Here is a 22,666-nt window from a genome sequence, read left to right as displayed (position 1 = left end):
TGGCGCTAACCGGGCGGCTATTCTACATGTTACGAGCGATGTTGCGGTACCAACGTTAACGTACGATGGTGGTGTCGGAAGTTAACGGAGCCTTGCCCAGCACCAGGATGTTCTCGGGTGTGCCGCGAAGCTCGGTGTTGGTGGGAACCACGTTGTTCTTGTCCAGAATGGCATTCTCGACGCGGGCGCCGCTCTTGATGATGCAGCTCTGGTTGATGATCGAGTTGGTCACCGACGCACCTTCCTCGACCACGACGCCGCGCGACAGGATCGAATTGCGCACGGTGCCCTTGATGATGCAGCCGGCTGAGATGATCGAGTTGCACGCGTGGCTGCCGGTCGCATAGCGCGAAGGCGGCACGTCGTGAGCCTTGGTCAGGATCGGGCGCTCGGGATCGAAGAGCTGGTCGGCGACGGTCTGGTCGAGCAGGTCCATGCTGCGGCGATACAGCGACTTCTCGCTAAACACGCCCACGACCTCGCCCTTGTACTCGTAGCTGCACACGTCGATGTTGCCAAAGTCGCCCTGGAGTGCCTCGAGCAGGTCCAGATAGTCGGCGGCCTGGTAGTGGTCGATAATCTCGAGCAGCGTCTCGCGGTTGACGATGCAGCAGTCCATAGAGGCGTTGTCGCCGTACACGACGCCGGCGCTGACGCCCGTCAGGCGGCCGTTCTCGTTAATCTCGAGCTTGGTCTCGTCATCAACGTTGCGCGTGGCCTTGCAGTACACCACGGTCATCTGGGCACCGGAGTTCTCGTGCGCCTCGATGATGGTGTTGAGGTCCATGTTAAAGATGATGTTGGTGCCCATCATCACGACATAGGGCTTCTCCGAGCGCTGGAACAGCGTCTTGTTGGAGATGATGTCGCGCAGCAGGAAGCGCATGCCGCCCTTGGTGGTGCCATACGCGTTGCCGGGGACCATGAACAGGCCGCCCTTCTTGCGGTCCAGGCCCCAGTCCTTGCCCGAGCCCACGTGGTCGATCAGCGAGCGGTAGTTGCCCGGCATGACGACGCCGACGGTCTTAATGCCGGCATTCATCATGTTGGACAGCGGAAAGTCGATCAGGCGGTAGCGGCCCAAAAACGGAACGGACGCGATGGGGCGGTCCTTGAGCAGCACGCTGCCGTAGGTCGAAGAGTAGTTAGCGGTGATATAACCGATGGCCTTGCGATTGATCATCGGATCATTCCCCCTTCCCGATAACGACGTCATTTCCAACGACGGCCGTATCCTTGGTGGTATCGACAGAGCCGAGCTTCACGCCCTCTTCGACCGTGGAGTTCTCGCCCAAAATAGCGCGGCAGATGTGCGCGCCGCTCTTAACGTGCGCACCCGGCAGCAGCACGGAGTCCTCGACCACGGCGCGCTCCTCGATGATGACATCGGTCGAAAGGATCGAGTGGCGAGCGGTGCCGTAGATCTTGCAGCCGTTGGAGACCAGGCAGTCGTCCAGGCGGCCGTCCGGGCCAATGTAGTGCGGCGGACGCGTGGTGATGTTGGACATGATGGGGAAGTTCTTGTCAAACAGATCGAACTCGGGGTTGTTGCCCAGCAGGTCCATCGAGGTCTCGTGGAAGCTGGCGATGGTGCCAACATCCTTCCAAAAGCCGTGGAACTCGTAGCTGTACAGGCGCTTATTCTCGCCGAGCAGCTTGGGGATGATGTCCTTGCCAAAGTCGTGGCTCGAGCGCTGGTCCAGAGCGTCCTCCTCGAGCGCAGCGATCAGCACGTCGGCCGAGAAGATGTAGATGCCCATGGACGCGAGGTTCGAATCGGGCTTCTCGGGCTTCTCGGTGAACTTGGTGATGCGGCCGTCCTCGGGGTCGGTGGTCAGGATGCCAAAGCGGCTGGCCTCCTCCCACGGCACGGGCATAACGCTCACCGTGAGGTCGGCGTTGTTCTCAATGTGCGTCTTGAGCATCTTGCGGTAGTCCATGCGATACAGGTGATCGCCCGAAAGAATCAGGACGTACTTGGGGTCGTTGGCCTTGATGTAGTCGAGGTTCTGCGTAATGGCGTCGGCCGTGCCCGCATACCAGGCGCCGCCGGTCTGCGTCTCGTACGGCGGCAGGATCGACACGCCACCGTCGCGGCTGTCCAGATCCCACGCCTCGCCAGAGCCCACATAGGCATGCAGCAGGTAGGGGCGATACTGCGTCAGAACGCCCACCGTGTCGATGCCCGAGTTGGAGCAGTTGGACAGAGAGAAGTCGATAATGCGAAACTTACCACCAAAGCTAACCGCCGGCTTGGCGATCTTTTGGGTAAGTGCCCCCAATCGGCTGCCCTGTCCTCCCGCGAGGAGCATCGCGATGCATTCTTTCTTACTCATCGATCTCTCCTTCTGTCATCGATGTTCCTAAACCCATTAGCGACGGGCGCGGCGCTCGGTCGCGCCCGTCGAGTAATGCCGTGCGGCAAAGGGGAGTCGCGCGCCTTTACGCGTGCCAGATCTCGTCGCGGTACTCGCGAATGGTACGGTCGCTCGAGAACCAGCCGCTCGAGGCGGTGTTGAGCAGGGCCTTGCGGTTCCAGGTCTCCTGGTCACCGTAGCTGCCAGTGAGCTTTTCCCACGCATCCACGTAGCTGCGGAAGTCGGCCATGACCAGGTCGGGATCGTTGTTGTTCATAAGCTCGTTGTAGATGCTCTCGAAGTTGCCCGAAAGACCCGCAAAGGTGTTGTCCTTGAGCTCGTCCATCACGCGGCCCAGACGCTCGCGATCGTTGTTGAGCGTATCCCAAGCAAAGTAGCTGTTCGATGCCCAGAGCTGCTCGACCTCGGGGGCGGTCAGGCCAAAGATGGCCTCGTTCTCGCGGCCGGCCAGGTCGGCGATCTCGATGTTGGCGCCGTCGAGGGTGCCCAGCGTAATGGCGCCGTTCATCATGAGCTTCATGTTGGACGTGCCCGAGGCCTCCTTGCCGGCCGTGGAGATCTGCTCCGAGATCTCGGCGGCGGGGTAGATGAGCTGGGCGTTGCTCACACGGAAGTTGGGGATAAAGCAGACCTTCATGACCTCGTTGACGCGTGCATCATTGTTGATGACGTCGGCCACGGAGTTAATGAGGCGGATGGTCTCCTTGGCAAAGGTGTAGCTCGAGGCTGCCTTGCCGCTAAAGATGAAGGTCGTAGGCGTCACGTGGAAGTTGGGATCGGCGATGCGACGGTTGTAGATGTCCATCACCTTCATGATGTTCATGAGCTGGCGCTTGTAGGCATGGAAGCGCTTTACCTGAACGTCGAAGACGGTGTTGGGGTCAATGACCAGACCGGTCTCGGCCTTAACGTAGGCGGCCAGACGCTCCTTGTTGGCGCGTTTGGAGGCACCCACGGCCTTCAGGAACTCGGTGTCGTTCTGGAACTCTTTTAGTTTCTCCAGCTCAAAGGCGTCCTTGAGCCAGCCATCGCCAATGGCATCGGTCACGAGCTTGGCATAGGTGGGGTTGGCCTCGGCAAAGAAGCGACGGTGCGAGATGCCGTTGGTCTTGTTGTTGAACTTCTCGGGCGTCAGGGCATAGAAGTCCTTGAGCACGATGTTCTTGATGATGTCGGAGTGGATCTTGGCCACGCCGTTGACGCTATGGCTGCAGATCACGGACAGGTTGGCCATGCGAATCTCGCCGTCCCACAGAATGGCGGTCTGGCGCAGACGCTCCTGCCAGCCCTCCTTCGTGGTGTCGAACGACTCGTGCCAACGGCGACTGATCTCGTCGATGATCTGGTACACGCGGGGGAGGAGCTTGGAGAACGTGCCGATGGGCCACTTCTCCAGAGCCTCGGGCAGGATGGTGTGGTTGGTGTAGCTCACGACCTGCGTCACGATGTTCCATGCGTCGTCCCACTCGAGCTTCTTCTCGTCGATGAGGATGCGCATGAGCTCGGGGCCGCACATGGCGGGGTGCGTGTCGTTGGTATGGATGGCAACAAACTGCGGCAACAGCTCCCAGTTCACGCCGTGCTCCTTCTCAAAGGTGTCGAGCAGGCTGTAGATGCCGGCAGAGACAAACAGGTACTCCTGCTTCAGGCGCAGCAGACGGCCGTGCTCGCCGGCGTCGTTGGGGTAGAGGATGGCGCTGATGGCCTCGGCCTCGGCGCGCTCGGCATCGGCCAGGGCATAGTCGCCACGGTTGAAGGCCTCCAGGTCAAAGTGCTCTTCGACCGGCTCGGCGGCCCAGACGCGCAGCTTGTTGACGGTCTCGCCGGCATAGCCCACCACGGGGATATCGTAAGGAACGGCCAGGATGTCCTGCGTATCCACCGTGCGGTAGAACGTGCGGCCGTCCTCCTCAAAGCCCTCAACGCGGCCACCAAACTTGATGGTCACGGCCTTGTCCTGACGACGGACCTCCCAGGGATAGCCGTGGGTGAGCCACTCGTCAGTGGTCTCGACCTGGCTACCGTTAACAATCTCCTGCTTAAACAGGCCGTAGCGGTAGCGCATGCCGTTGCCGTAGCCGGCAATGCCCTCGGCTGCCATGGAATCCAGGAAGCACGCGGCCAGACGGCCCAGGCCACCGTTGCCCAGTGCCGGATCGGGCTCCTGGTTCTCGATGACGGACAGGTCAAAGCCCATGTCGTCGAGCGCCTCGGCGACCATGTCGCGCACGCCAAAGTTGAGCAGGTAGTTGTCGAGCAGGCGGCCGATCAAAAACTCGATCGAGAAGTAGTACACACGCTTCTTGCCCTCGGCGGTGACGCGGGCGTCGCTCTTGGTGGCGACAGTGCGCGCCTTCTCGGCCACGAGCTTGGCCAGGGCGTTAAAGCGGTCCAGGTCGCTGGCGGCCTCGACGCTCTTGCCGCTGATGCTCATGACGGCATCGCGATAGAGCTCGGTAAACTCCTGCTTGTTGGCGAAGATCTTATTCATACGTTCCTTTCCCCCGGGGACGGTTCCCCCGGAACGGTTATGACTTACATCCTACGCCCCGACGGGGCGGGTAATTACAGCGGTAACGGCTTTGTTACGCGTCCTTGCCAGATGCCTTAACGGCGCCTGTCTTGGCCTTGGGAGCAGCCTTTTTGGCAGTTGCCTTCTTGGCCGTGGCGGACTTGGTCGAAGCCTTGGCAGCGGGCTTAGCAGCCTTTGCCTTAGCCAGAGCCTTCTTAGCAGCCGCGGCCTTGGGCTTCACCGAGGACGTGCGCTTCTTGGGCGCAGTCTTGGGCTCCTCAACCACCGGCGGCTTGTAGCTGCTGGGACCGCGGCGCTTAAGCACCACGCCTGCCAGGCCGGGAACCTTAATCTCAATGGAGTCCATCTGCCCATTCCAGGGATAGGGCTCACTCGAGCAGGTGTAGGGCTCCACGCCGGCATAGCCGCTGCCGCCAAACTCGGGACGGTCGGAGTCAAAGATGACCTCCCAGTCACCCTCGCGCGGCACGCCCACGCGGAAGCTCTCGTAGCTCGCCGGGTCAAAGTTGATCAGGATCACCAGGTCGTCATCGATGTCCTCGCCCTGACGCACAAAGCTCACGATGGACTGCTTGGAGTTGTCCGCGTCGATCCAGGTAAAGCCGTCGTCGGTGTAGCCGCGCTCGTACAGAGCGGGCTCGGCGGTGTACAGGTGGTTGAGCGCCTTGATAAACGCCTGATGATGACGGTGGGTCTCATACTCCTCGGTCAGGAACCACTGGATGGACTCGTAGTAGCGCCACTCGATAAACTGGCCGATCTCGTTGCCCATAAAGTTGAGCTTGGCACCGGGGTGCGTCATCTGGTAGAAGGCAAGCGTGCGCAGGCCGGCAAACTGGCGCCACCAGTCGCCCGGCATGCGGCCGATAAGGGAGCACTTGCCGTGCACGACCTCATCGTGGCTCAGCGGGCAAATGAAGTTCTCGGTAAAGGCATACATGATGGAGAACGTAAGCAGCCCGTGGTTGCCGGGGCGCCACGGAAAATCGGTCTGCATGTAGTGCAGGGTGTCGTTCATCCAGCCCATGTCCCACTTGTAGTGGAAGCCCAGGCCGCCGTCCTGCGGCGGATAGGTCACGAGCGGCCACGCGGTGGACTCCTCGGCCATCATCATCACGTCGGGGTAGTGCGCCTCCACGGCGCAGTTGACCTGGCGGATAAAAGCGCTGGCGTCCAGGTCCTCCTCCGTACCGTACTTGTTGAATTTCTTTTGACCGGGGTCGTCGATGCCAAAGTTGAGGTACAGCATGCTGGACACACCGTCCATGCGAATGCCATCTACGTGGAAGTTCTCGAGCCAGTACAGCACGTTGGAAACCAGGAAGGAGCGGACCTCGCCACGGGCGAAGTCGAACTTGTGCGTGCCCCAATTGGGGTGAATCTCGTGCTCAAACAGCATGTGGCCGTTAAAGGTGGCAAGGCCGTGGGAGTCGGCGCAAAAACCGCCGGGCACCCAGTCCATGATCACGCCGATGCCAGCCTCGTGGCACGCATCGATAAAGTGCATGAGCTGCTGCGGGTCGCCATAGCGCGACGTGGCGGCATAGTAGCCGGTCGTCTGGTAGCCCCAGGAGCCATCGAAGGGATGCTCCATAAGCGGCATGACCTCGATATGCGTGTAGCCCATGTCGTGCACGTAGTCCACGAGCTCCACCGACAGGTCGTCGTAGGTGTAGAACTCGCCGCGCTGCGCGGGGAAGGGGTCCATGGGACCGGGGTAGTTGCCGTACTCGTCCGGCTCGCCCTGTGGCGCGTCGCCGTGGCGCTTCCACGAGCCAATATGCACCTCGTAGATGTTAAGGGGCTGCGACATGTGGTTATGACTGGCGCGGCGCTTGAGCCATGCGGCGTCGTTCCACTTGTAGCCATCGAGGGTCCACAGCACGCTTGCCGTTCCCGGAGGGCACTCGGCCTTGAAGGCGTACGGATCGGCCTTGTAGAGCTTCTCGCCCTCGTTGGTCTCAATGAGATACTTATAGAGCTGACCTTGTTCTGCGCCAGGAATAAAGCCTTCCCAAATAGCGCTCGTATGCACGGGCACCAGCGGGTTGGCTTCCTCATCCCAGTCGTTAAATTCGCCAATGACATGCACGCTCTTTACATCGGGCGCCCAAACGCAAAAGCGCCAGCCGCGCGTACGGTTCTGCGTGTCGGGGTGCGCGCCCATCTTTTCCCAGCTGCGCTCCCACGTACCGATGCCAAACAGATAGACATCGTCCTTAGAGAGCTCCGGTGCGTGCGGGGCGGCTTTACGGGTAGCGGGCTTTTTGGCCGTTGGCTTTAGCTTTGTATCGCTCACGTTTGATCCCATCATGACACGGCAGCATGTTGCCTTGGTGACTAGATGCGAAAGGTCCAAGGCTGCACGAATCGAAGGGACGGCGATAGTTCTATGATTCATTCCACCTCGCGTGCTCGGTGGAACTTTCGGCACGAAATACGATAACACCTGTTCGTTACTTTTATGGAGAAAAGTGGATTTGCGGCGGCGTTTAATCGGCGAGCGCCATGTTTAGACCACTGACAGAATTGCAGTGGTAAAACTCTTGACAGTTTTACCAATTAGGGTTTCAAGATTGTTAGTTTGACGTTTGGTAAAACGTTTTTAGCAGGTTGTTTACCATTTGACATCGAAAGGTTCGTTTATGTCCCAGACCGCCGCTCACAATGTCGCTTTTATTTTCGATTGCGACGGCACGCTGGTTAATAGCACCCCCGTTTGGGCCTATGCCCAGCCCGAGTTATTGCATCGCCACGGAGTTGATGTGACGGTCGACGATTTTGCCCAGTTTGAGCATTTGTCGCTCGAGGACGAGTGCCAGGCCTACCACGACACCTGGGGCATTGGCGCGAATGGCGAGGAGCTCTATCGCGAGCTGAGTGACATTCTGATCGATGGCTACTCCAAGGTGCCGCCGCGCGAGGGGCTCCTGGCATTTTTGGAGCAGGCGAAGGCAGCGGACATTGCCATGTGTGTGGCTACGTCCACGCCGGCCGAGCTGGTGCAGTCCGCGCTCGCTGGTGCCGGGCTCGACGCTTACATGGAGTTTGTTACCACGACGGGCGAGGCGGGGCGCTCCAAACAGTTCCCTGACGTATACGAGCTGGCGCTGCGCCGCCTAGAGGAGCGCCACGGGCACAAGTTTGAGCGCGCGTGGGTGTTTGAGGACGCCGTCTTTGGGCTAAAAAGCTCTGGGGTCGCCGGCTTTAAGCGCGTGGGTATTTATGATGCGGAAGGCCGCATGGAGCGCGACGAGGTCCGCGACAACTGCGATATCTTTATCGATAGCTATGAGGACCTGGACCTGGCCCGCGTGCTTGCGTTTGAGGGATAGGCGATGGCTGTGGCTTGCAAGGTATTAGTGGTCTGCGGCTCGCCCGTGGTTGCGAGCGCGGATTTGTTGCGTAGGCTAGCAGAGGAGTGCGATCACATTGTCGCCGTGGACCGCGGACTCGACGCGCTGCTGAGCGCCGGTCTGGGCTGCGACGTGTATGTGGGGGATGCCGATACGGTGAGCGACGCTGGTCGTGCGTTGGTCGATGCCGCCACCGACTTTGAAGTTGAGCGCCACAACCCGTACAAGGACTATACCGATTTGGCGCTGGCGCTCGATTCCGTCCGCCGTCGCTGGCCGGGTGCCGAAGTGGTTGCGACCTGCGCCACTGGCGGCCGTCCCGACATGGCGCTTTCCGTACTGGGCCTGCTCGCAGGCTATGAAGACGCCCCAGTCTGGATTGCTGAGGACAAGGTAGTCGCCCGCATTCTTCACGCAGGTGAGTCGTGGACCATCGAGGGCGCCGAAGGCAAGACGTTCTCCATCATCGCCGTTGCTCCCAAAACTGAGGTAAGCGAACACGGTCTAGAGTGGGAGCTAGACCACAGCCCCCTGGACCTGTTGGCCGATACGGGTATCAGCAACGTCGTCAGGTCAACAGCCACGATCCAAGTCCACGCCGGCACCGCCATCGCTTACCAATATCGATAGGCATTTAGAATCTGACTCAAAAAGTCCTTGCATCAAAGAAAGTCTTCCCCTATAGTATCTCCTCGTCACGGGGGCGTAGCTCAGCTGGGAGAGCGCTTGACTGGCAGTCAAGAGGTCAGGGGTTCGATCCCCCTCGTCTCCACCATCGTGAATGGAAAGGTCTTCGGTATTCCGAAGGCCTTTTTTCATATGAAAACACCACACGCCACAAACCCCACCTACGCCATCAAAAGTTGCACAATTTATTTCCCATGTCTGTACATAGTTTGTTATCCAAACGCAATTACCAATGCAGCTCGCTGCTCCAGTTGGGCTTCAGGAACGCTCCCAATAATTGCCAGCACCCCAATAACCTGCGCCAACGTGAACAACATCCCAAAACAACCCCCTTAAGCACGTCAAATGAACGATATGTTGTCCAACGCAGCTTAAATCAGTTTCACTAACAGCTTGTGCTAGGATACCTAACGTTACATGAGTTCAACTGTGATTACGGCTCCAACAAGCCACATAGTGCAGGGTCGATCAGCATCCGGCCGTAACGGCGGTGCCAGAAACACCACGAGCTCCAATATCGATTGTCATGTGCGTTTTGCACTTGCTTTTTGTGGCTATTTTTAAGCTCGCATTGGACAGTGCAATACATTGTGATGACAAAACAGCAGTCCTTCAGCTGTTTGCGTGCGGTCCAGTTTTGTATCCGCTTGATTGGCTCGCACGCAGCCAGCTGAGGTTGTAGGCATTCTTACGATACGTGCCTGTAACCTTAGCACTGCTTTTATACATACCGTTCACGGTGGGGCAGAGCCACGTGCTTGTCTAACTGGGCTCAGGGTTTGAATATGGAGCGCCTTCGCGCACAAGCGCCCTGGCGAAGCCATACCCAAACCCCGTGAGCCACACGTAAGACAGCAAGGGGGTGGTGCTCGTGTGGTATGTAATCCAGGTCATTAACGGTCGCGAAGACGTAATGCGCGAGCGCATTGAGCGTATGGTGCCGGCTGGTGCCATGCAGGAGCTCTTTTATCCCCAATTTCAAACCGAGATCAAAGTACACGGCGAATGGGTCAATACGACCAAGCCGCTCTTTCCCGGTTATCTTATCTGCGAAACGGCAGATCCCCGCACCGTGCAACAGTATCTGCTGCGCATGGACGACTTTGCCAGGGTGTTATCCCAGGACGGTCAGTTTGTGCCGCTGGCAAAAGAAGAGGTCCAGCTTATTGGCGGCTTTACGCATAGGGGAGACCGCGTTGTGCCCATGAGCGAGGCCCTAAAAGACGGTGACCAGGTCATAGTGACGGCTGGTCCGCTGTTGGGCCACGAGGGCCTTATCAAAACCATTAACAGACGCAAGAGCACTGCTTATTTGGAGCTCGACTTGTGCGGCCGACGCGTAACTACGCGCGTTGGCCTCGCTGTGCTTTCGGCCGAGCAGCGTGTGATGCGCAAACTTAAAAAGGCGATCGCCTAGCTGCAGGCGACTGTTTAACGGAACAGGGAGGATCTCCGTGGGCGGGGACGTAGTGTTGGAAGAGAACGTGCAAAATAATCAAATGGAGGATGCAGCAGCTCTTGCTGTTACGCTTGAGGACAGGCGCGAGGCTGCAAAGCTTAACAACGTCGGAAAGCATGAGCCTAAGCTGTCGGAGAACGGTATCCCTGCTGACGTGCTTGAAAAGTTGTTGCCCGGTGACGACATCATTGAACTTGAAGAACCCGTTGTTAACGGTAGACTCTTCTACCGCTTTATCAAGCGCTCTTTCGATGTTGTCTCATGCGGATGCGCTCTCATTATTCTCGCGATTCCGATGGCTGCTATCGCAGTCAAGATTAAGAGTGAATCCGAAGGACCCGTCATTTATGCGCAGCGTCGCGTTGGCAAAGATGGCAAGGTCTTTAATATCTATAAGTTCCGCAGCATGTATACCGATGCTGAATCTCGTGGTGCCCAGTGGGCTCAGGACGAAGATCCGCGCGTAACGCCATTTGGCAAGTTTATGCGCAAGACCCGCCTAGATGAGATTCCGCAGTTTTGGAATGTCTTTAAGGGCGATATGAGTCTTATCGGTCCGCGTCCGGAGCGTCCTGCTTTCTGCAGTGAGTTTGAGAAGCGCATTCACGGATGGCATTACCGCACTATGGTCCGCCCGGGCATTTCTGGTCTTGCCCAGGTAACGGGCGGCTATGACTTGCTTCCAAGTGAGAAGGTCATGTTTGACCTTGAGTACATCAAGACGAGAAACATCAAGATGGATATTACGATCATGCTTAAGACGCTTGGCGTCGTGAGTACGGGCGATGGTGCTCGTTAATGAAGATACTCGTTGTCTGTCAGCATTATTGGCCTGAGCCTTTTAACACTTCCGATGTATGCGAAGAGCTCGTCAAAAGGGGGCATAGCGTCTCCGTTATTACCGGTTTGCCGAATACTGGAATGCCAAACTCTGACATTCCCGAAGAGTACAAGGATAAAGGCAGGCGAATCGAGCAACATAACGGTGTAATGATCTATCGCGCCAGCTTGCAGCCTCGAAAAACGGGTGCGCTAAATCGCGTAAAAAACTATATATCTTTCTGGCATAACGCAAACCAGCTCGCCCGAACGCTCGATGAAGAATTTGATGTTGTTCTCGGATATCAGTTCTCTCCCGTTATGCAAGTTGATCCGGGACTTGTTTATGCCCGTAAGCATCATAAAAAGATGCTTTTGTATTGCTTTGACTTATGGCCCGTAAGCCTTACGGCTGGTGGTTTTTCAGAAAGCTCGCTGCCCTACAAGTGGATGACTGCCGTCTCAAAGAAGATTTATAAGCAGGCCGATCGTATTGCCGTTACTTCTCCTTTGTTTGACGAGTACTTCACAAATAGTCTGGGAATTGATCGGGAAGCTTCAGCATACCTGCCCCAATACGCTGACGATGCTTTTTCTAACTGCGTTAAATGTTCCTGCGAAGGATATGAGCCGACAAAAATCAATTTGACGTTTGCGGGCAATGTTGGCCAGGCGCAATCCGTTTTAACAATTGTCGAGGCTGCCAATGTCGCGCAGAACAACCCAAAGATTGTTTTCCATGTCGTTGGCTCGGGGTCTCGCTTAGAACAATGTGAATCGAGAGCCGCTGAACTCGGTTTAAGCAACATCGTGTTTCACGGTCGCAAGCCAATCGAAGATATGCCTCGATATTACGGTGCGTCTGATGCAATGGTTGTCACGTTCGAAAATAGCCCGATGGCCACTTATACGTTGCCACGAAAAGTCACCACATATATGGCAGCTGGAAAACCGATTTTAGCTGCGCTTTCAGGAGAAACCAAGCGCGTTATCGATGATGCAAATTGCGGCTTTTGCTGCGATATCGAGGATGCAGTTGGACTTGCGCAGATTGCATTCAAGTTCGCCACCCTGCCCGACTCTACCCGACTTGGCATTAATGCGAAGTCTTATTACGAACGTCATTTCACAAAGAAGCTGTTCTTTGACAAGCTCGAGAGCCTTCTCGCGGAACTAATGGAGGAATAAAAAACATGTCTGGCAATTCCACTTTCAAAGACAAGACCCTGATGATCACGGGAGGCACCGGCTCGTTCGGCAACACCGTGCTCAAGCACTTCATGAACACCGACCTGGCCGAGATCCGCATCTTCTCGCGCGACGAGAAGAAGCAGGACGACATGCGCCACCGCCTGCAGGAGAAGTCTCCGGAGCTCGCCTCCAAGGTGCGCTTCTTCATCGGCGACGTCCGCAACGCCCAGAGCGTGCGCGACGCCATGCACGGCGTTGACTACATCTTCCACGCCGCCGCCTTGAAGCAGGTGCCCTCCTGCGAGTTCTTCCCCATGGAGGCCGTGCGCACCAACGTCATCGGCACGGACAACGTGCTGCACGCCGCCATCGACGAGGGCGTCGACCGCGTCGTGTGCCTGTCCACCGACAAGGCCGCATACCCCATCAACGCCATGGGCAAGTCCAAGGCCATGATGGAGTCCATCATCTACGCTAACGCCCGAAACGGAGCCGGCCGCACCACCATCTGCTGCACCCGCTACGGCAACGTCATGTGCTCGCGCGGCTCAGTCATCCCGCTGTTCATCGACCGCATCCGAAAAGGGGAGCCGCTCACGGTCACCGACCCCAACATGACCCGCTTCCTCATGAACCTGGACGAGGCGGTCGACCTGGTGCAGTTCGCCTTCGAGCACGCCAACCCCGGCGACCTGTTCATCCAGAAGGCCCCTGCCTCCACCATCGGCGACCTCGCCGAGGCCGTGCAGGAGGTCTTCGGCCGCGTGGGTACGCAGGTGATCGGCACCCGCCACGGCGAGAAGCTCTTCGAGACCCTCATGACCCGCGAGGAGCGCCTGCGCGCCGAGGACATGGGCGGCTACTACCGCGTCGCCTGCGACTCGCGAGACCTGAACTACGACAAGTTCGTCGTGGACGGCGAGGTGGAGACCCAGGCCGACGAGTCCTACACCTCCCACAACACCGAGAGGCTCGACGTGGAGGGCACCATCGCCAAGATCAAGACCGCCGAGTACGTGCAGCTGGCGCTCGAGGGCCGCGAGCACGAGGCGGTGCAGTAGGGTGCGCGTCCTCGTCACCGGCGCCAGGGGCTTCGTGGGGAGGAACCTCTGCTGCGCGCTGAAGAACATCCGCGACGGCAAGGACCGTAGGTCCAAGTATCAGCCCCTCCTGCCGCTCGAGGTCATGGAGTACGACGTCGACTCGTCCCCCGGGGAGCTGGACGTCTACTGCTCCCGCGCCGACTTCGTCTTCAACCTGGCCGGCGTCAACCGCCCCGAGGACCAGTCCGAGTTCATGGAGGGCAACTTCGGGTTCGCCTCCACGCTGCTCGAGACGCTCGAGCGCCACGACAACACGTGCCCCGTCATGCTCTCCAGCTCCGCGCAGGCGAGCCTCACCGGCCGCTTCGAGGGCTCCGTATACGGCGAGTCGAAGCTCGCGGGGGAGGGCCTGTTCCGGGCGTACTCCGAGAGGACCGGGGCGCCCGTGCTCATCTACCGCTTCCCCAACCTCTACGGCAAGTGGTGCCGCCCGCGCTACAACTCCGCCGTGGCGACCTTCTGCGACGCCATCGCCAACGGCCGCCCCTACACCGTGAACGACCCCTCGGTGGAGCTGGAGCTCCTCTACATCGACGACCTCGTCGACGAGATGCTGGGCGCCCTGCTGGGGGAGGAGCACCGCTGCGGCTACGAGGGCCTCGAGCGCGTCGTGGGCGACGGGTTCTGCTACGTCCCGAAAACTGACGTGAAGACCCTGGGCGAGATCGTCTACCTGCTGGACAGCTTCCGAGACAGCCGCGAGACGCTCTCCGTGCCCGATCTATCCGAGGGTTCCTTCTCCAAGAAGCTCTGGAGCACGTTCCTGTCCTACTACGAGCCGGGGCACTTCGCCTACGGCCTCAAGCCCAACACCGACGATCGCGGCTCGTTCACCGAGTTCCTGCGCACGCCCGAGCGCGGCCAGGTGTCGATCAACGTGTCCAAGCCCCGCATCACCAAGGGCAACCACTGGCACATGAGTAAGTGGGAGAGGTTCCTGGTGGTCTCCGGCACCGCGAGCATCAAGCTGAGGAAGGTGGGGGAGGACTCCGATGGAAACCCGTTCCCCGTCGACGAGTACATTGTCTCGGGTTCGGACATGTGCGCCGTGGAGATGATCCCCGGCTACACGCACTCCATCACTAACCTGTCCGACACCGAGGACCTCGTGACGGTCATGTGGGCCAACGAGCCATTTGACCCCGAGAACCCCGACACTTACTACGAGGAGGTCTAGCCGCATGGGCAAGGACTGTTCCGATATCGCTTTCAAGGACGATGGCCGCCTGAAGCTCCTGATCATTGTGGGAACCCGCCCCGAGGTCATCCGCCTGTCCGAGGTCATCAAGAAGTGCCGCCGCCACTTCGACTGCCTGCTGGCGCACACCGGCCAGAACTACGACTACACGCTCAACGGCATCTTCTTCCGCGACCTGTCGCTGGACGACCCGGACGTCTACCTGGACGCCGTGGGAGCCGACCTGGGCGAGACGGTGGGCAACATCATCGCCGCGAGCTATAAGCTCATGGTGCAGGTCCAGCCCGACGCGCTGCTGATCCTGGGTGACACCAACAGCTGCCTGTCCGCCATCGCGGCCAAGAGGCTCCACATCCCCATCTTCCACATGGAGGCCGGCAACCGCTGCAAGGACGAGTGCCTGCCCGAGGAGACCAACCGCCGCATCGTCGACGTCATCTCCGACGTCAACCTGGCCTACTCCGAGCACGCGCGCCGCTACCTCAAGGACACCGGCTGCGCACCCGAGCGCACCTACGTCACGGGGTCTCCCATGGCGGAGGTCCTGCGCGCCAACCTGGACAAGATCCAGGCCTCCGACGTTCTTACCGAACTCGGTCTGGAGCCCAAGCGCTATATGCTGCTCTCCGCACACCGCGAGGAGAACATCGACACTGAGGCGAACTTCACGAGCCTGTTCACCGCGATCAACGCGCTGGCCGAGAAGTACGACATGCCCATCCTGTACTCCTGCCACCCACGGTCGCGCAAGCGCTTGGAGGCCACCGGCTTCAAACTCGACCCGCGCGTGCGCACGCACGAGCCCATGGGCTTCCACGACTACAACTGCCTGCAGATGAACGCCTTCGCTGTGGTGTCCGACTCCGGCACCCTGCCCGAGGAGTCCAGCTTCTTCGCGAGCGTCGGCCGCCCGTTCCCGGCGGTGTGCATCCGCACATCGACCGAGCGCCCCGAGGCCCTGGACAAGGCATGCTTCACGCTCGCCGGCATCTCCGAGAAGGGTCTGCTGCAGGCCGTCCACACCGCTGTCGAGCTCGACGCCGAGGGGTCGCTGCCCGAGGCTCCCGTTCCCGACTACGCCGACGAGACCGTGTCCACCAAGGTGGTCAAGATCATCCAGAGCTACACCGGCGTCGTGGACAAGATGGTGTGGAGGAAGAGTCTCTAGTGACTGTTTATGCTCACATAAACACAGTGGCGACCGGCTCGACCGGTGGCATAATGATAAAGGAGCATCGAGAGCTTCTAGCTGCCGGCGAAGATTCATATGCGTTCTGGGGTCGCGGCCGCGAAGCGGAAAATCCGAACGAAATGAAGTTCGCTTCTGATGCAGAGGTTAAACTCGATGTGCTTCAGACACGCATTGATGGTAAAACGGGATTTCATAGCAAAAACGCTACGAAACGTCTTCTTGCTCGACTTGATGTTATTAAGCCTGACGTAGTGCATCTGCATAATCTGCACGGCTACTATGTCAACGTCGAGATGCTTTTCGAGTGGCTCGTAAAACATGAATGCAAGGTCGAGTGGACTCTACACGACTGTTGGGCGTTTACGGGCCACTGCGTATACTTTACATGTGCGAATTGTTCGCAGTGGAAGGAATATTGCGCGAATCCGAAACCTTGTTCGCAGCTCAGCACTTATCCCAAGACATACTCTAAATCCTCCTGTTCATGGAACTTCGAGCAGAAGAAACGTCTCTTCAATCTGTTGCCCGCCGAGCGCATGAAGATTATCACCCCATCGCAGTGGCTTGCTGACCTGGTGAGGGAGAGCTTTCTAAAGGGTTATCCCATCGAGGTGCGCCACAACACAATCGATACGAGCGTTTTCAAGCCCACCCCGAGTGATTTCCGCGAGCGCTGCGGCATCAGTGATCGTTTTATGATTCTGGGTGTTGCAAGCCCATGGACCGAACGAAAAGGTTTATCCACCTTCGTTCGTTTGGCTGAGTTGCTTGACAGTAAAAAGTACGCAATTGTACTCGTGGGACTATCTAAAAAGCAAATTAAGCTGCTCTCGAAGCAACTTGTGGCGCTTCCCAATACCAAGAATCAAGAGAAGCTCGCAGAGGATTACAGTGCAGATGGTGTGTCTGTTCATCCTGATATCGAAGTGGCCTTTGGGCCAACCGTCGTCGAGCCTCAGGTCCGCAGCACCCCCGTAGTAGATGCTGCGGACTCGGTTTGCGCCGAGGTCGCCGATTCCGCTATGGACACTGTCGCCCCAGCCGACTTTTCCACACTCGAGGTCACTGTTATACGGCTTATTGGAGGGGGTCGTATGATTTTGACGACCAAGACTAGCTCTGCAATACAGCTTGCGGCCATATATACCTCTGCTGACGTGTTCTTCAACCCGACCGTGGAAGACAACTTTCCTACCGTAAACCTAGAGGCCGAGGCCTGCGGGACGCCCGTGGTGACTTACGACACGGGAGGATGTAGCGAAACTATTTCAATGCCTGATTCGGCGCTTGTTTCGGCCAAGGACATCCAGCATGAAATAAGTAGACTTGAAATGAGAAAATCATGCAATCTAAAGATTGCGAATCCGTGATTTCGGATTCACTGTCTAATACGGAAAAACCCAAAACGAAGGCTGCGCTCGTTATTTTTTCCCTGCTAGTGATTCTCTGCACTGCAGAAACGCTGCCTTTTCTAAAGTCTTCCGCTATACCGAGCTATGCACGCGATAACGGGTTTTTACTCGTTGCTTTAGGCGCAATCGTTGTGGTAATTGCCGAGAAAGGGAAGATTAAACCCAACAAAGCGATAACCGCCTTCTTGCCGTTCGCCTTTATCGGCTCTATTAGTACTGTAGTAATGGCTATTTTTCTTAATGGGCAAACTGGTGAGCTTTTCGGGGTAACGCCGATCGAGGCCGTGGGCGAGGGACTTCTATGGCTCTGGTTTGATGTGATAATAATTATTTTCGTCACATATGCGTATGCTCATTGTTCATTAAAACTTTTAAACCGCATCTTCGATGCCTTGCTTATTTTTGCCCTGTTCTTCGGCACCATTCAGGCTGGCGTTTGGCTAGGAATCCCATGGTTTTCTGCTGCTTTTGACGTAACAGATATAGGTGGCTGGTTCTCGATTTTTGAGAAAGTTGCACCCAACCGTATATCAGTTATATGCAGCGAGCCTTCCTCTGTCGGAAAAACTTTTGGACTGCTACTCCTGCCTTATTGCTATTGCAGGGCGGCTAATGGGGACGGTAAGAAGTATAGCGCTGCTTTCGTTGCACTTCTAATTCTTGCCTATATGACGAAATCAACAACCGTTTATGTGACGGTCGCTTTTGTGGTTATCGCAATACTCTTGCTGCGCATTCGAGGAAAGAAAAGCAAGTTGTTTTATGCGGTTACGTCGATCTTGCTCGCGATTATGCTAGTTTGTTCGGTTTTTCTTGTTACCTCTGGAGATAACGCTGGAACGGCTGACATTTCTGAAACCGTTCAAACTGTGCTTGGAAAGATTACAGACACTACTAATCAGTCTACGGCATATCGCAACAGCACAATCATCAACGACCTTGAGATATTTAAGAGCTACCCAATCTTAGGGGTCGGGGATGGGAATCAAGGATTTTTTTACGCGCAGAATCTCCCCTCCTGGGTTTTAGCTACGGGATCCGGGGAGGCCGCACGCGCTCTTTCTGGCGGAGTTGGAGTGCTTAACGGCGGTGCATTCATTCCGTCCCTTTTCTCAGGATATGGATTTGTGGGCTGCGTATTATTTGCCGTTTGGCTCGTGAGCTGTATTCAGATGGCTTTTGCCAACAAAGAGGGGATGGGGCATTTCTATGAGATGTTCTTTATCTCCCTTTTTGCATGCGCGCCAATTTGTTGGATGGCTATCGGTTTCCAAGGCGCTCCGGTCGTCGTCTTCTTGATTCTTTGCATGCCTACATTGGGCACGGCGATTGGCTCCAACCAAGGCATCGATTCCACTGCAGTTCATATGGAAAAAAAGAAAAAGGTAAACCGTTGTTGAATATCTCCTTCTTCTCAAACTACCTCAACGCACACCAGCTTCCTCTGGCACTTGCATTCGATTCGATGTCAGATGTCAACTATACATGCGTCTCTCTGGTTGCCGGCGGTGGCAACGTGGGCAGGAAGAACCTCGACAACGACTATCCGTTTGTCGTCAAGGCGTACGAAGGTGAGTCCGATGCCGCTGAGGCGATGAGGCACGCCGTCGAGGACGACATTGTCGTGTTTCAGCACATGGGTGGCCACGAGGAATATGTGAAGGCGCGTGCTAAGACGGGCAAGCCGTTCTTTAGGGCGACCGAGCGTCTGCTCAAGCGCGGTGCCTGGTGGCGCTGGGCACCCCCGAAGATATACCGGACCTGGGATTGGTACACGCGGTACAAGAGGTCGCGCATGTACGTGTTGTGCATCAGCGGTTTTGCCGCAGGCGACCTGGCACGATTCGGCTTTCCAGTCGAGAGGTGCCTGAAATGGGGCTATTTCCCTCAGGTTGATACTACGCCCATGATAGCGCGTGGGCCATTGCTTCAAGGGGGTGTGGCTCTGGGATCCGCCCAACGCCTTATCCCGTTGAAACGTGTTGACCTCCAGGTGCGCATGGCTGCCCGTCTGAAAGAGGCGGGCGTCCCGTTCCGGTTGGAGATCGCTGGGGGCGGCCCCGAGCGTGAGGCGCTGGAGGGCCTGGCCAAGGAGCTCAACGTCGAGGATGAGGTGGCGTTCCTCGGAACCCTTTCAAAGAACGACACGGCCGACCTTATGAGAAGGAGCGACGTTTTTCTCGCCACCAGCAACAGGAAGGAGGGTTGGGGTGCGACCGTGAACGAAGCGATGTCGATGGGGTGCGCCGTTGTCGCAAGCAGTCAGATTGGCTCTGTCCCCTTCCTGATAGCCGACGGGTTGGACGGTGCCGTGTTTCGTTCTGAGGACATCGACAGTCTAACCGAGGTAGTGATGGGGGTCGTGCGCGACCGCCTTAGGATTGAATCGATGGGCAGCGCGGCGCAGGAGAAAGTGCATGGGCTGTGGGGAGCCCAAATCGCCGCCGAGCGTTTTATAGCTTTTTCGGAAAAGTTCATCATCGACGGGAGCGCTACCCCTTTCGATGACGGGCCCCTGGGCTCCGTCGAAGCCCTTGACGAGGATTGGTTCCAATGTGGGGAGCACAAATGAGGAGAGTTCTGTTTATCGCCCAGTCCTACCCCTCCGTGAGGTCGCCCAACGTGCTGTGCGACGACATGATCATCCAGAGGCTTCTGGTAACGCGGGAGGCTGAGATACATTGCCTGTGCATGCGATATTACGGTCAACCCCTCGAAGAGGAAGTGGGCGGCGTGCACGTGCATCGTTTTCAGGTCGGGCCGTATTTCGAAGCCAGTGACAGGGCATTGCGCAAGCCTGGCACCACCAAGGAGAGGCTTGTCCGTGCGCTCAATCGCGTCTTGCTGCGGGCTGACCAAGTGTTGACCGCGCCTATCTACCCTTGCTATCACCCCTTGCGAGTTTGGCAATTCGTCAAGCAGGCGGAGAGCCTACAACGCCGCTACAGCTTCGACATCGTCGCGTGTGAGCACTTCGGGTACGAGACCATGATGGCCGGGCTCAGGCTTAAGGAGGTCCATCCCGAAATCCGTTACATTCAGTTCTTCTGGGACGCTCTTTCCGGGGGGACGCGCCCCGGTTACCTTCCGAAAGCTTTTATCGATAGGAAGCGCAGCCGCCTTGAAAGGCGTGTTGTCGGAGCGGCAGACTGCTCGGTGGCGATGCTCAGCCATCGGGAGCATCTAATGGAGATGGACTACGCCTTGAAAGCGGATGCCGAAGGACGACTTTGCTTCAAGGGTGTGCCCTATCTGCAAGAGATCGTTCCAATCGGAAAGGACAGCGTAATCGATTTCGAACCCGACAGGATAAATGTCGTATTTGCCGGAAACCTCTGGGGTCGCAACCTTGAGTACATCGTTTCCGTCTTGAGCCGAGTCCGCAGCGCGGACGTTACTCTCTGGGTCATCACGTCGAGCGGGACGGGAGGGCTCAAAGCCAAGCTCGCGCCCTATGAGGACATGGTCAAATTCGTCCCATTCTTAGAGCACGAGGAGCTGATCGGCGTCTTGGCGAATGCCGACGTCCTTCTCAATATGGGGGTCAAGAACCCCAACGCGATATCCGGCAAGATATTCGAGTACATGGGCTGCTGCAAGCCCATCGTTTCTACCTACTCCATTGACAACGAGGCGTGCCTGCCGATTCTTGGTCGCTACCCCAACAGTCTGTTGCTTGATGAAAGAGACCCCGACTTGGAAGCGGCAGCTCGCAGGGTGGAGGACTTTCTCGTTTGCAGTACCGGTAGAAAAATCAAGTATGCAGACATCGAGTCAGCCTTTTACGACTGCACGCCCGACTCGTATTGCGACCTGTTCGACCTTCCACTGAAGCAAGGCTGGCACCGTGGGTAGCGGGGCTCGACAGGGCGGCTCGATCACGGGGTCGCTGTTCTGGAAGATTAGCGAGAGGTTCGGCGCGCAGGTCATCCAGATGGTAGTCTCCATCGTAATCGCAAGGGTTCTCGAGCCAACCGAGTACGGCTCGGTCTCGATGCTCTCGGTGTTCATCAGCCTGGCGACGGTATTCGTGGAATCTGGGCTGAGCTCGGCGCTAATCCAGAAGGCCGATGCCGATGACACCGATTGCTCCGCGGTGTTCTTCTACAGCATGGCGATGGCAATGCTGTTGTATGCCCTTCTGTTCCTCTGCTCGCCCGCCATAGCTGCCTTTTACGGCATGCCGCAGCTCGAGGGACTCTTGAGGGGGCTTGCGCTAGTGCTCTTCCCTGGCGCGTTCAACTCGCTACAGATATCCATGCTCTCCAAGCGGATGGAGTTCAGGGTGCAGGCGAAGTGCAGCCTCGCTGCCGTGGCGCTGGCCGGCTGCGTGGGGGTAGGGATGGCCCTTGCTGGATTCGGCGCCTGGGCTCTTGTGGTCTACCAACTTGGGAACAAGCTGGTAGATTGCCTGCTGCTTTATATGCATTTGAGGTGGCTTCCGAAGGCCGGCTTTTCCTTGCGCAGGACCGCGGGGCTCCTGCATTACGGCGTGAAGCTACTCGGCGCGAACTTGGTCGACACCTTCTACCACAATCTGGAGAGCCTCATCATCGGCAAAAAGTTCTCCGCCGAAACTCTTGCGTACTGTGACAAGGGCAAAATGTTCCCCCTGATACTCATCAACAATGTTGACGGCGCCATACAGTCGGTCATGTTCCCAAGTTACGCGCTCAGGCAGGACGATTTGCCGGGACTTCGAAAACTTCTCCTCAAGATAATCTCGGCCAGCACGTACTTTGTGTTTCCGCTGATGGTAGGGCTTGCCTGTGTGGCAGAGCCACTCGTTTGGCTTGTCTTGGGTGACAAGTGGATGGGGGCCGTACCCTTTCTTGTCATCTACTGCGCCATTTGCTTGCTGATTCCTTTCCAAACGGCAGGCTTGCAGGCGCTCAACGCAATCGGGCGAAGTGGCGATTATCTCAGGGTCATCGTCGTGAAGCGTCTGATTGGGCTCGTGCTGCTGGCCGGAGCAGCGTTTTTATTCGACTCGCCTTTTGCCATACTTGCGGCGGCTTTTCTGGGCGAAGTCGTTGGCACGGTACTAAGCGCTGTACCGCTGCAGACTGCGCTCGGCGTGACGTTGGGCGAGCAGCTCAGGGCATGCGCGCCCAACTTCCTCATGTCTTTCCTTATGGGCCTGGCTGTTTATGCGTTGACGGTGACGGGCCTACCGTTTCCGGTCCTGCTAGTCGCGCAAGTCGCCGTGGGGGCAGTGGTATACGCGGTCGAGTCGATCGTCGTCGGCAGCGAGAACTTTGAAATGGTTAAGAGAATGGTCGCGAAGGCGTCTCGCAGGAAGAAATCGAGCTGACGGATCTTGGCCGCTGGCGTCTAT

Annotated in this window: 17 protein-coding genes and 1 tRNA gene; 14 read left to right on the top strand and 4 right to left on the bottom strand. The window is 57.5% G+C overall.

Annotated features, from left to right (window positions below; genetic code table 11):
* Positions 1-55 precede the first annotated feature (55 nt).
* From glgD to glgB, 4 genes are all read right to left on the bottom strand, one after another.
* Positions 56-1,183 carry a glucose-1-phosphate adenylyltransferase subunit GlgD gene (glgD, locus tag DWX25_RS07430; protein WP_099431724.1) on the bottom strand — a complete coding sequence of 376 codons (1,128 nt, stop codon included), beginning with the start codon at positions 1,181-1,183 and terminating at the stop codon, positions 56-58.
* A gap of 4 nt (positions 1,184-1,187) precedes the next feature.
* Positions 1,188-2,336, bottom strand: coding sequence for a glucose-1-phosphate adenylyltransferase (locus DWX25_RS07425; RefSeq protein ID WP_117799260.1), 1,149 nt, complete (start codon positions 2,334-2,336; stop codon positions 1,188-1,190).
* 106 nt (positions 2,337-2,442) lie between these two features.
* Positions 2,443-4,869: a glycogen/starch/alpha-glucan phosphorylase gene (locus tag DWX25_RS07420; RefSeq protein ID WP_117799261.1), complete on the bottom strand. Its 2,427-nt coding sequence runs from the start codon at positions 4,867-4,869 to the stop codon at positions 2,443-2,445.
* A 94-nt stretch (positions 4,870-4,963) separates the two neighbouring features.
* Positions 4,964-7,225 (bottom strand): 1,4-alpha-glucan branching protein GlgB, encoded by a 2,262-nt coding sequence (gene glgB / locus DWX25_RS07415; protein WP_117799262.1) that lies wholly within the window; start codon positions 7,223-7,225, stop codon positions 4,964-4,966.
* Between the two features lie 331 nt (positions 7,226-7,556).
* On the opposite strand from glgB, the gene DWX25_RS07410 reads away from it, so the two are divergent.
* The 14 genes from DWX25_RS07410 to DWX25_RS07345 all read left to right on the top strand — a co-directional run bounded on the left by DWX25_RS07410 (position 7,557) and on the right by DWX25_RS07345 (position 22,642).
* Complete coding sequence (locus DWX25_RS07410) at positions 7,557-8,246, top strand: HAD family phosphatase (RefSeq protein ID WP_117799263.1); 690 nt, start codon at positions 7,557-7,559, stop codon at positions 8,244-8,246.
* Positions 8,247-8,249: 3 nt separating this feature from the next.
* Positions 8,250-8,897, top strand: a complete 648-nt coding sequence (locus DWX25_RS07405) for a thiamine diphosphokinase (protein WP_117799264.1) — start codon at positions 8,250-8,252, stop codon at positions 8,895-8,897.
* Between the two features lie 69 nt (positions 8,898-8,966).
* A tRNA-Ala gene (locus tag DWX25_RS07400) sits at positions 8,967-9,042 on the top strand.
* Positions 9,043-9,825: 783 nt separating this feature from the next.
* Positions 9,826-10,371, top strand: a complete 546-nt coding sequence (loaP, locus tag DWX25_RS07395) for an antiterminator LoaP (RefSeq protein WP_233505265.1) — start codon at positions 9,826-9,828, stop codon at positions 10,369-10,371.
* A 55-nt stretch (positions 10,372-10,426) separates the two neighbouring features.
* The gene (locus DWX25_RS07390; protein WP_199412336.1) at positions 10,427-11,212 is read left to right on the top strand and encodes a sugar transferase; all 786 of its coding nucleotides are present in this window, start codon (positions 10,427-10,429) and stop codon (positions 11,210-11,212) included.
* On the top strand, positions 11,212-12,420 hold the full coding sequence (locus DWX25_RS07385) for a glycosyltransferase family 4 protein (protein WP_117799267.1): 1,209 nt from the start codon (positions 11,212-11,214) through the stop codon (positions 12,418-12,420). The genes DWX25_RS07390 and DWX25_RS07385 overlap by 1 nt, the downstream gene beginning before the upstream one ends.
* Positions 12,421-12,425: 5 nt before the next feature.
* Positions 12,426-13,484, top strand: a complete 1,059-nt coding sequence (locus tag DWX25_RS07380; protein ID WP_117799268.1) for a polysaccharide biosynthesis protein — start codon at positions 12,426-12,428, stop codon at positions 13,482-13,484.
* 1 nt (position 13,485) lies between these two features.
* Positions 13,486-14,703, top strand: coding sequence for an NAD-dependent epimerase/dehydratase family protein (locus tag DWX25_RS07375; RefSeq protein WP_117799269.1), 1,218 nt, complete (start codon positions 13,486-13,488; stop codon positions 14,701-14,703).
* Between the two features lie 4 nt (positions 14,704-14,707).
* Complete coding sequence (gene wecB, locus DWX25_RS07370; RefSeq protein WP_117799270.1) at positions 14,708-15,892, top strand: non-hydrolyzing UDP-N-acetylglucosamine 2-epimerase; 1,185 nt, start codon at positions 14,708-14,710, stop codon at positions 15,890-15,892.
* A complete protein-coding gene (locus DWX25_RS07365) occupies positions 15,874-17,286 on the top strand; it encodes a glycosyltransferase (RefSeq protein ID WP_199412335.1) in 1,413 nt (470 codons plus the stop codon). The genes wecB and DWX25_RS07365 overlap by 19 nt, the downstream gene beginning before the upstream one ends.
* The gene (locus tag DWX25_RS07360; protein ID WP_117799294.1) at positions 17,259-18,728 is read left to right on the top strand and encodes an O-antigen ligase family protein; all 1,470 of its coding nucleotides are present in this window, start codon (positions 17,259-17,261) and stop codon (positions 18,726-18,728) included. The genes DWX25_RS07365 and DWX25_RS07360 overlap by 28 nt, the downstream gene beginning before the upstream one ends.
* Entirely contained in the window at positions 18,725-19,900 is a 1,176-nt protein-coding gene (locus DWX25_RS07355; RefSeq protein WP_158557591.1) for a glycosyltransferase family 4 protein, read from the top strand. The genes DWX25_RS07360 and DWX25_RS07355 overlap by 4 nt, the downstream gene beginning before the upstream one ends.
* Positions 19,901-19,950: 50 nt before the next feature.
* Positions 19,951-21,183, top strand: coding sequence for a glycosyltransferase (locus DWX25_RS07350; protein ID WP_158557592.1), 1,233 nt, complete (start codon positions 19,951-19,953; stop codon positions 21,181-21,183).
* Positions 21,176-22,642: a lipopolysaccharide biosynthesis protein gene (locus DWX25_RS07345; RefSeq protein ID WP_117799273.1), complete on the top strand. Its 1,467-nt coding sequence runs from the start codon at positions 21,176-21,178 to the stop codon at positions 22,640-22,642. Before DWX25_RS07350 ends, DWX25_RS07345 begins: the two co-directional genes overlap by 8 nt.
* Positions 22,643-22,666 lie beyond the last annotated feature (24 nt).

It is taken from the genome of Collinsella sp. AF18-8LB (assembly GCF_003459795.1).
Taxonomy (GTDB): Bacteria; Actinomycetota; Coriobacteriia; order Coriobacteriales; family Coriobacteriaceae; genus Collinsella.
The sequence above is the reverse complement of the archived record's forward strand: the minus strand, read 5'-3'. Positions and strand labels throughout refer to the sequence as shown.

Excerpts from the sequence above, each read along its gene's own strand:
- glgD (WP_099431724.1), bottom strand. The coding sequence starts at position 1,183 with ATGATCAATCGCAAGGCCATCGGTTATATCACCGCTAACTACTCTTCG.
- wecB (WP_117799270.1), top strand. The coding sequence starts at position 14,708 with ATGGGCAAGGACTGTTCCGATATCGCTTTCAAGGACGATGGCCGCCTG.
- DWX25_RS07385 (WP_117799267.1), top strand. The coding sequence starts at position 11,212 with ATGAAGATACTCGTTGTCTGTCAGCATTATTGGCCTGAGCCTTTTAAC.
- DWX25_RS07380 (WP_117799268.1), top strand. The coding sequence starts at position 12,426 with ATGTCTGGCAATTCCACTTTCAAAGACAAGACCCTGATGATCACGGGA.
- glgB (WP_117799262.1), bottom strand. The coding sequence starts at position 7,225 with ATGATGGGATCAAACGTGAGCGATACAAAGCTAAAGCCAACGGCCAAA.
- DWX25_RS07425 (WP_117799260.1), bottom strand. The coding sequence starts at position 2,336 with ATGAGTAAGAAAGAATGCATCGCGATGCTCCTCGCGGGAGGACAGGGC.
- DWX25_RS07410 (WP_117799263.1), top strand. The coding sequence starts at position 7,557 with ATGTCCCAGACCGCCGCTCACAATGTCGCTTTTATTTTCGATTGCGAC.
- DWX25_RS07420 (WP_117799261.1), bottom strand. The coding sequence starts at position 4,869 with ATGAATAAGATCTTCGCCAACAAGCAGGAGTTTACCGAGCTCTATCGC.
- DWX25_RS07405 (WP_117799264.1), top strand. The coding sequence starts at position 8,250 with ATGGCTGTGGCTTGCAAGGTATTAGTGGTCTGCGGCTCGCCCGTGGTT.
- DWX25_RS07360 (WP_117799294.1), top strand. The coding sequence starts at position 17,259 with ATGCAATCTAAAGATTGCGAATCCGTGATTTCGGATTCACTGTCTAAT.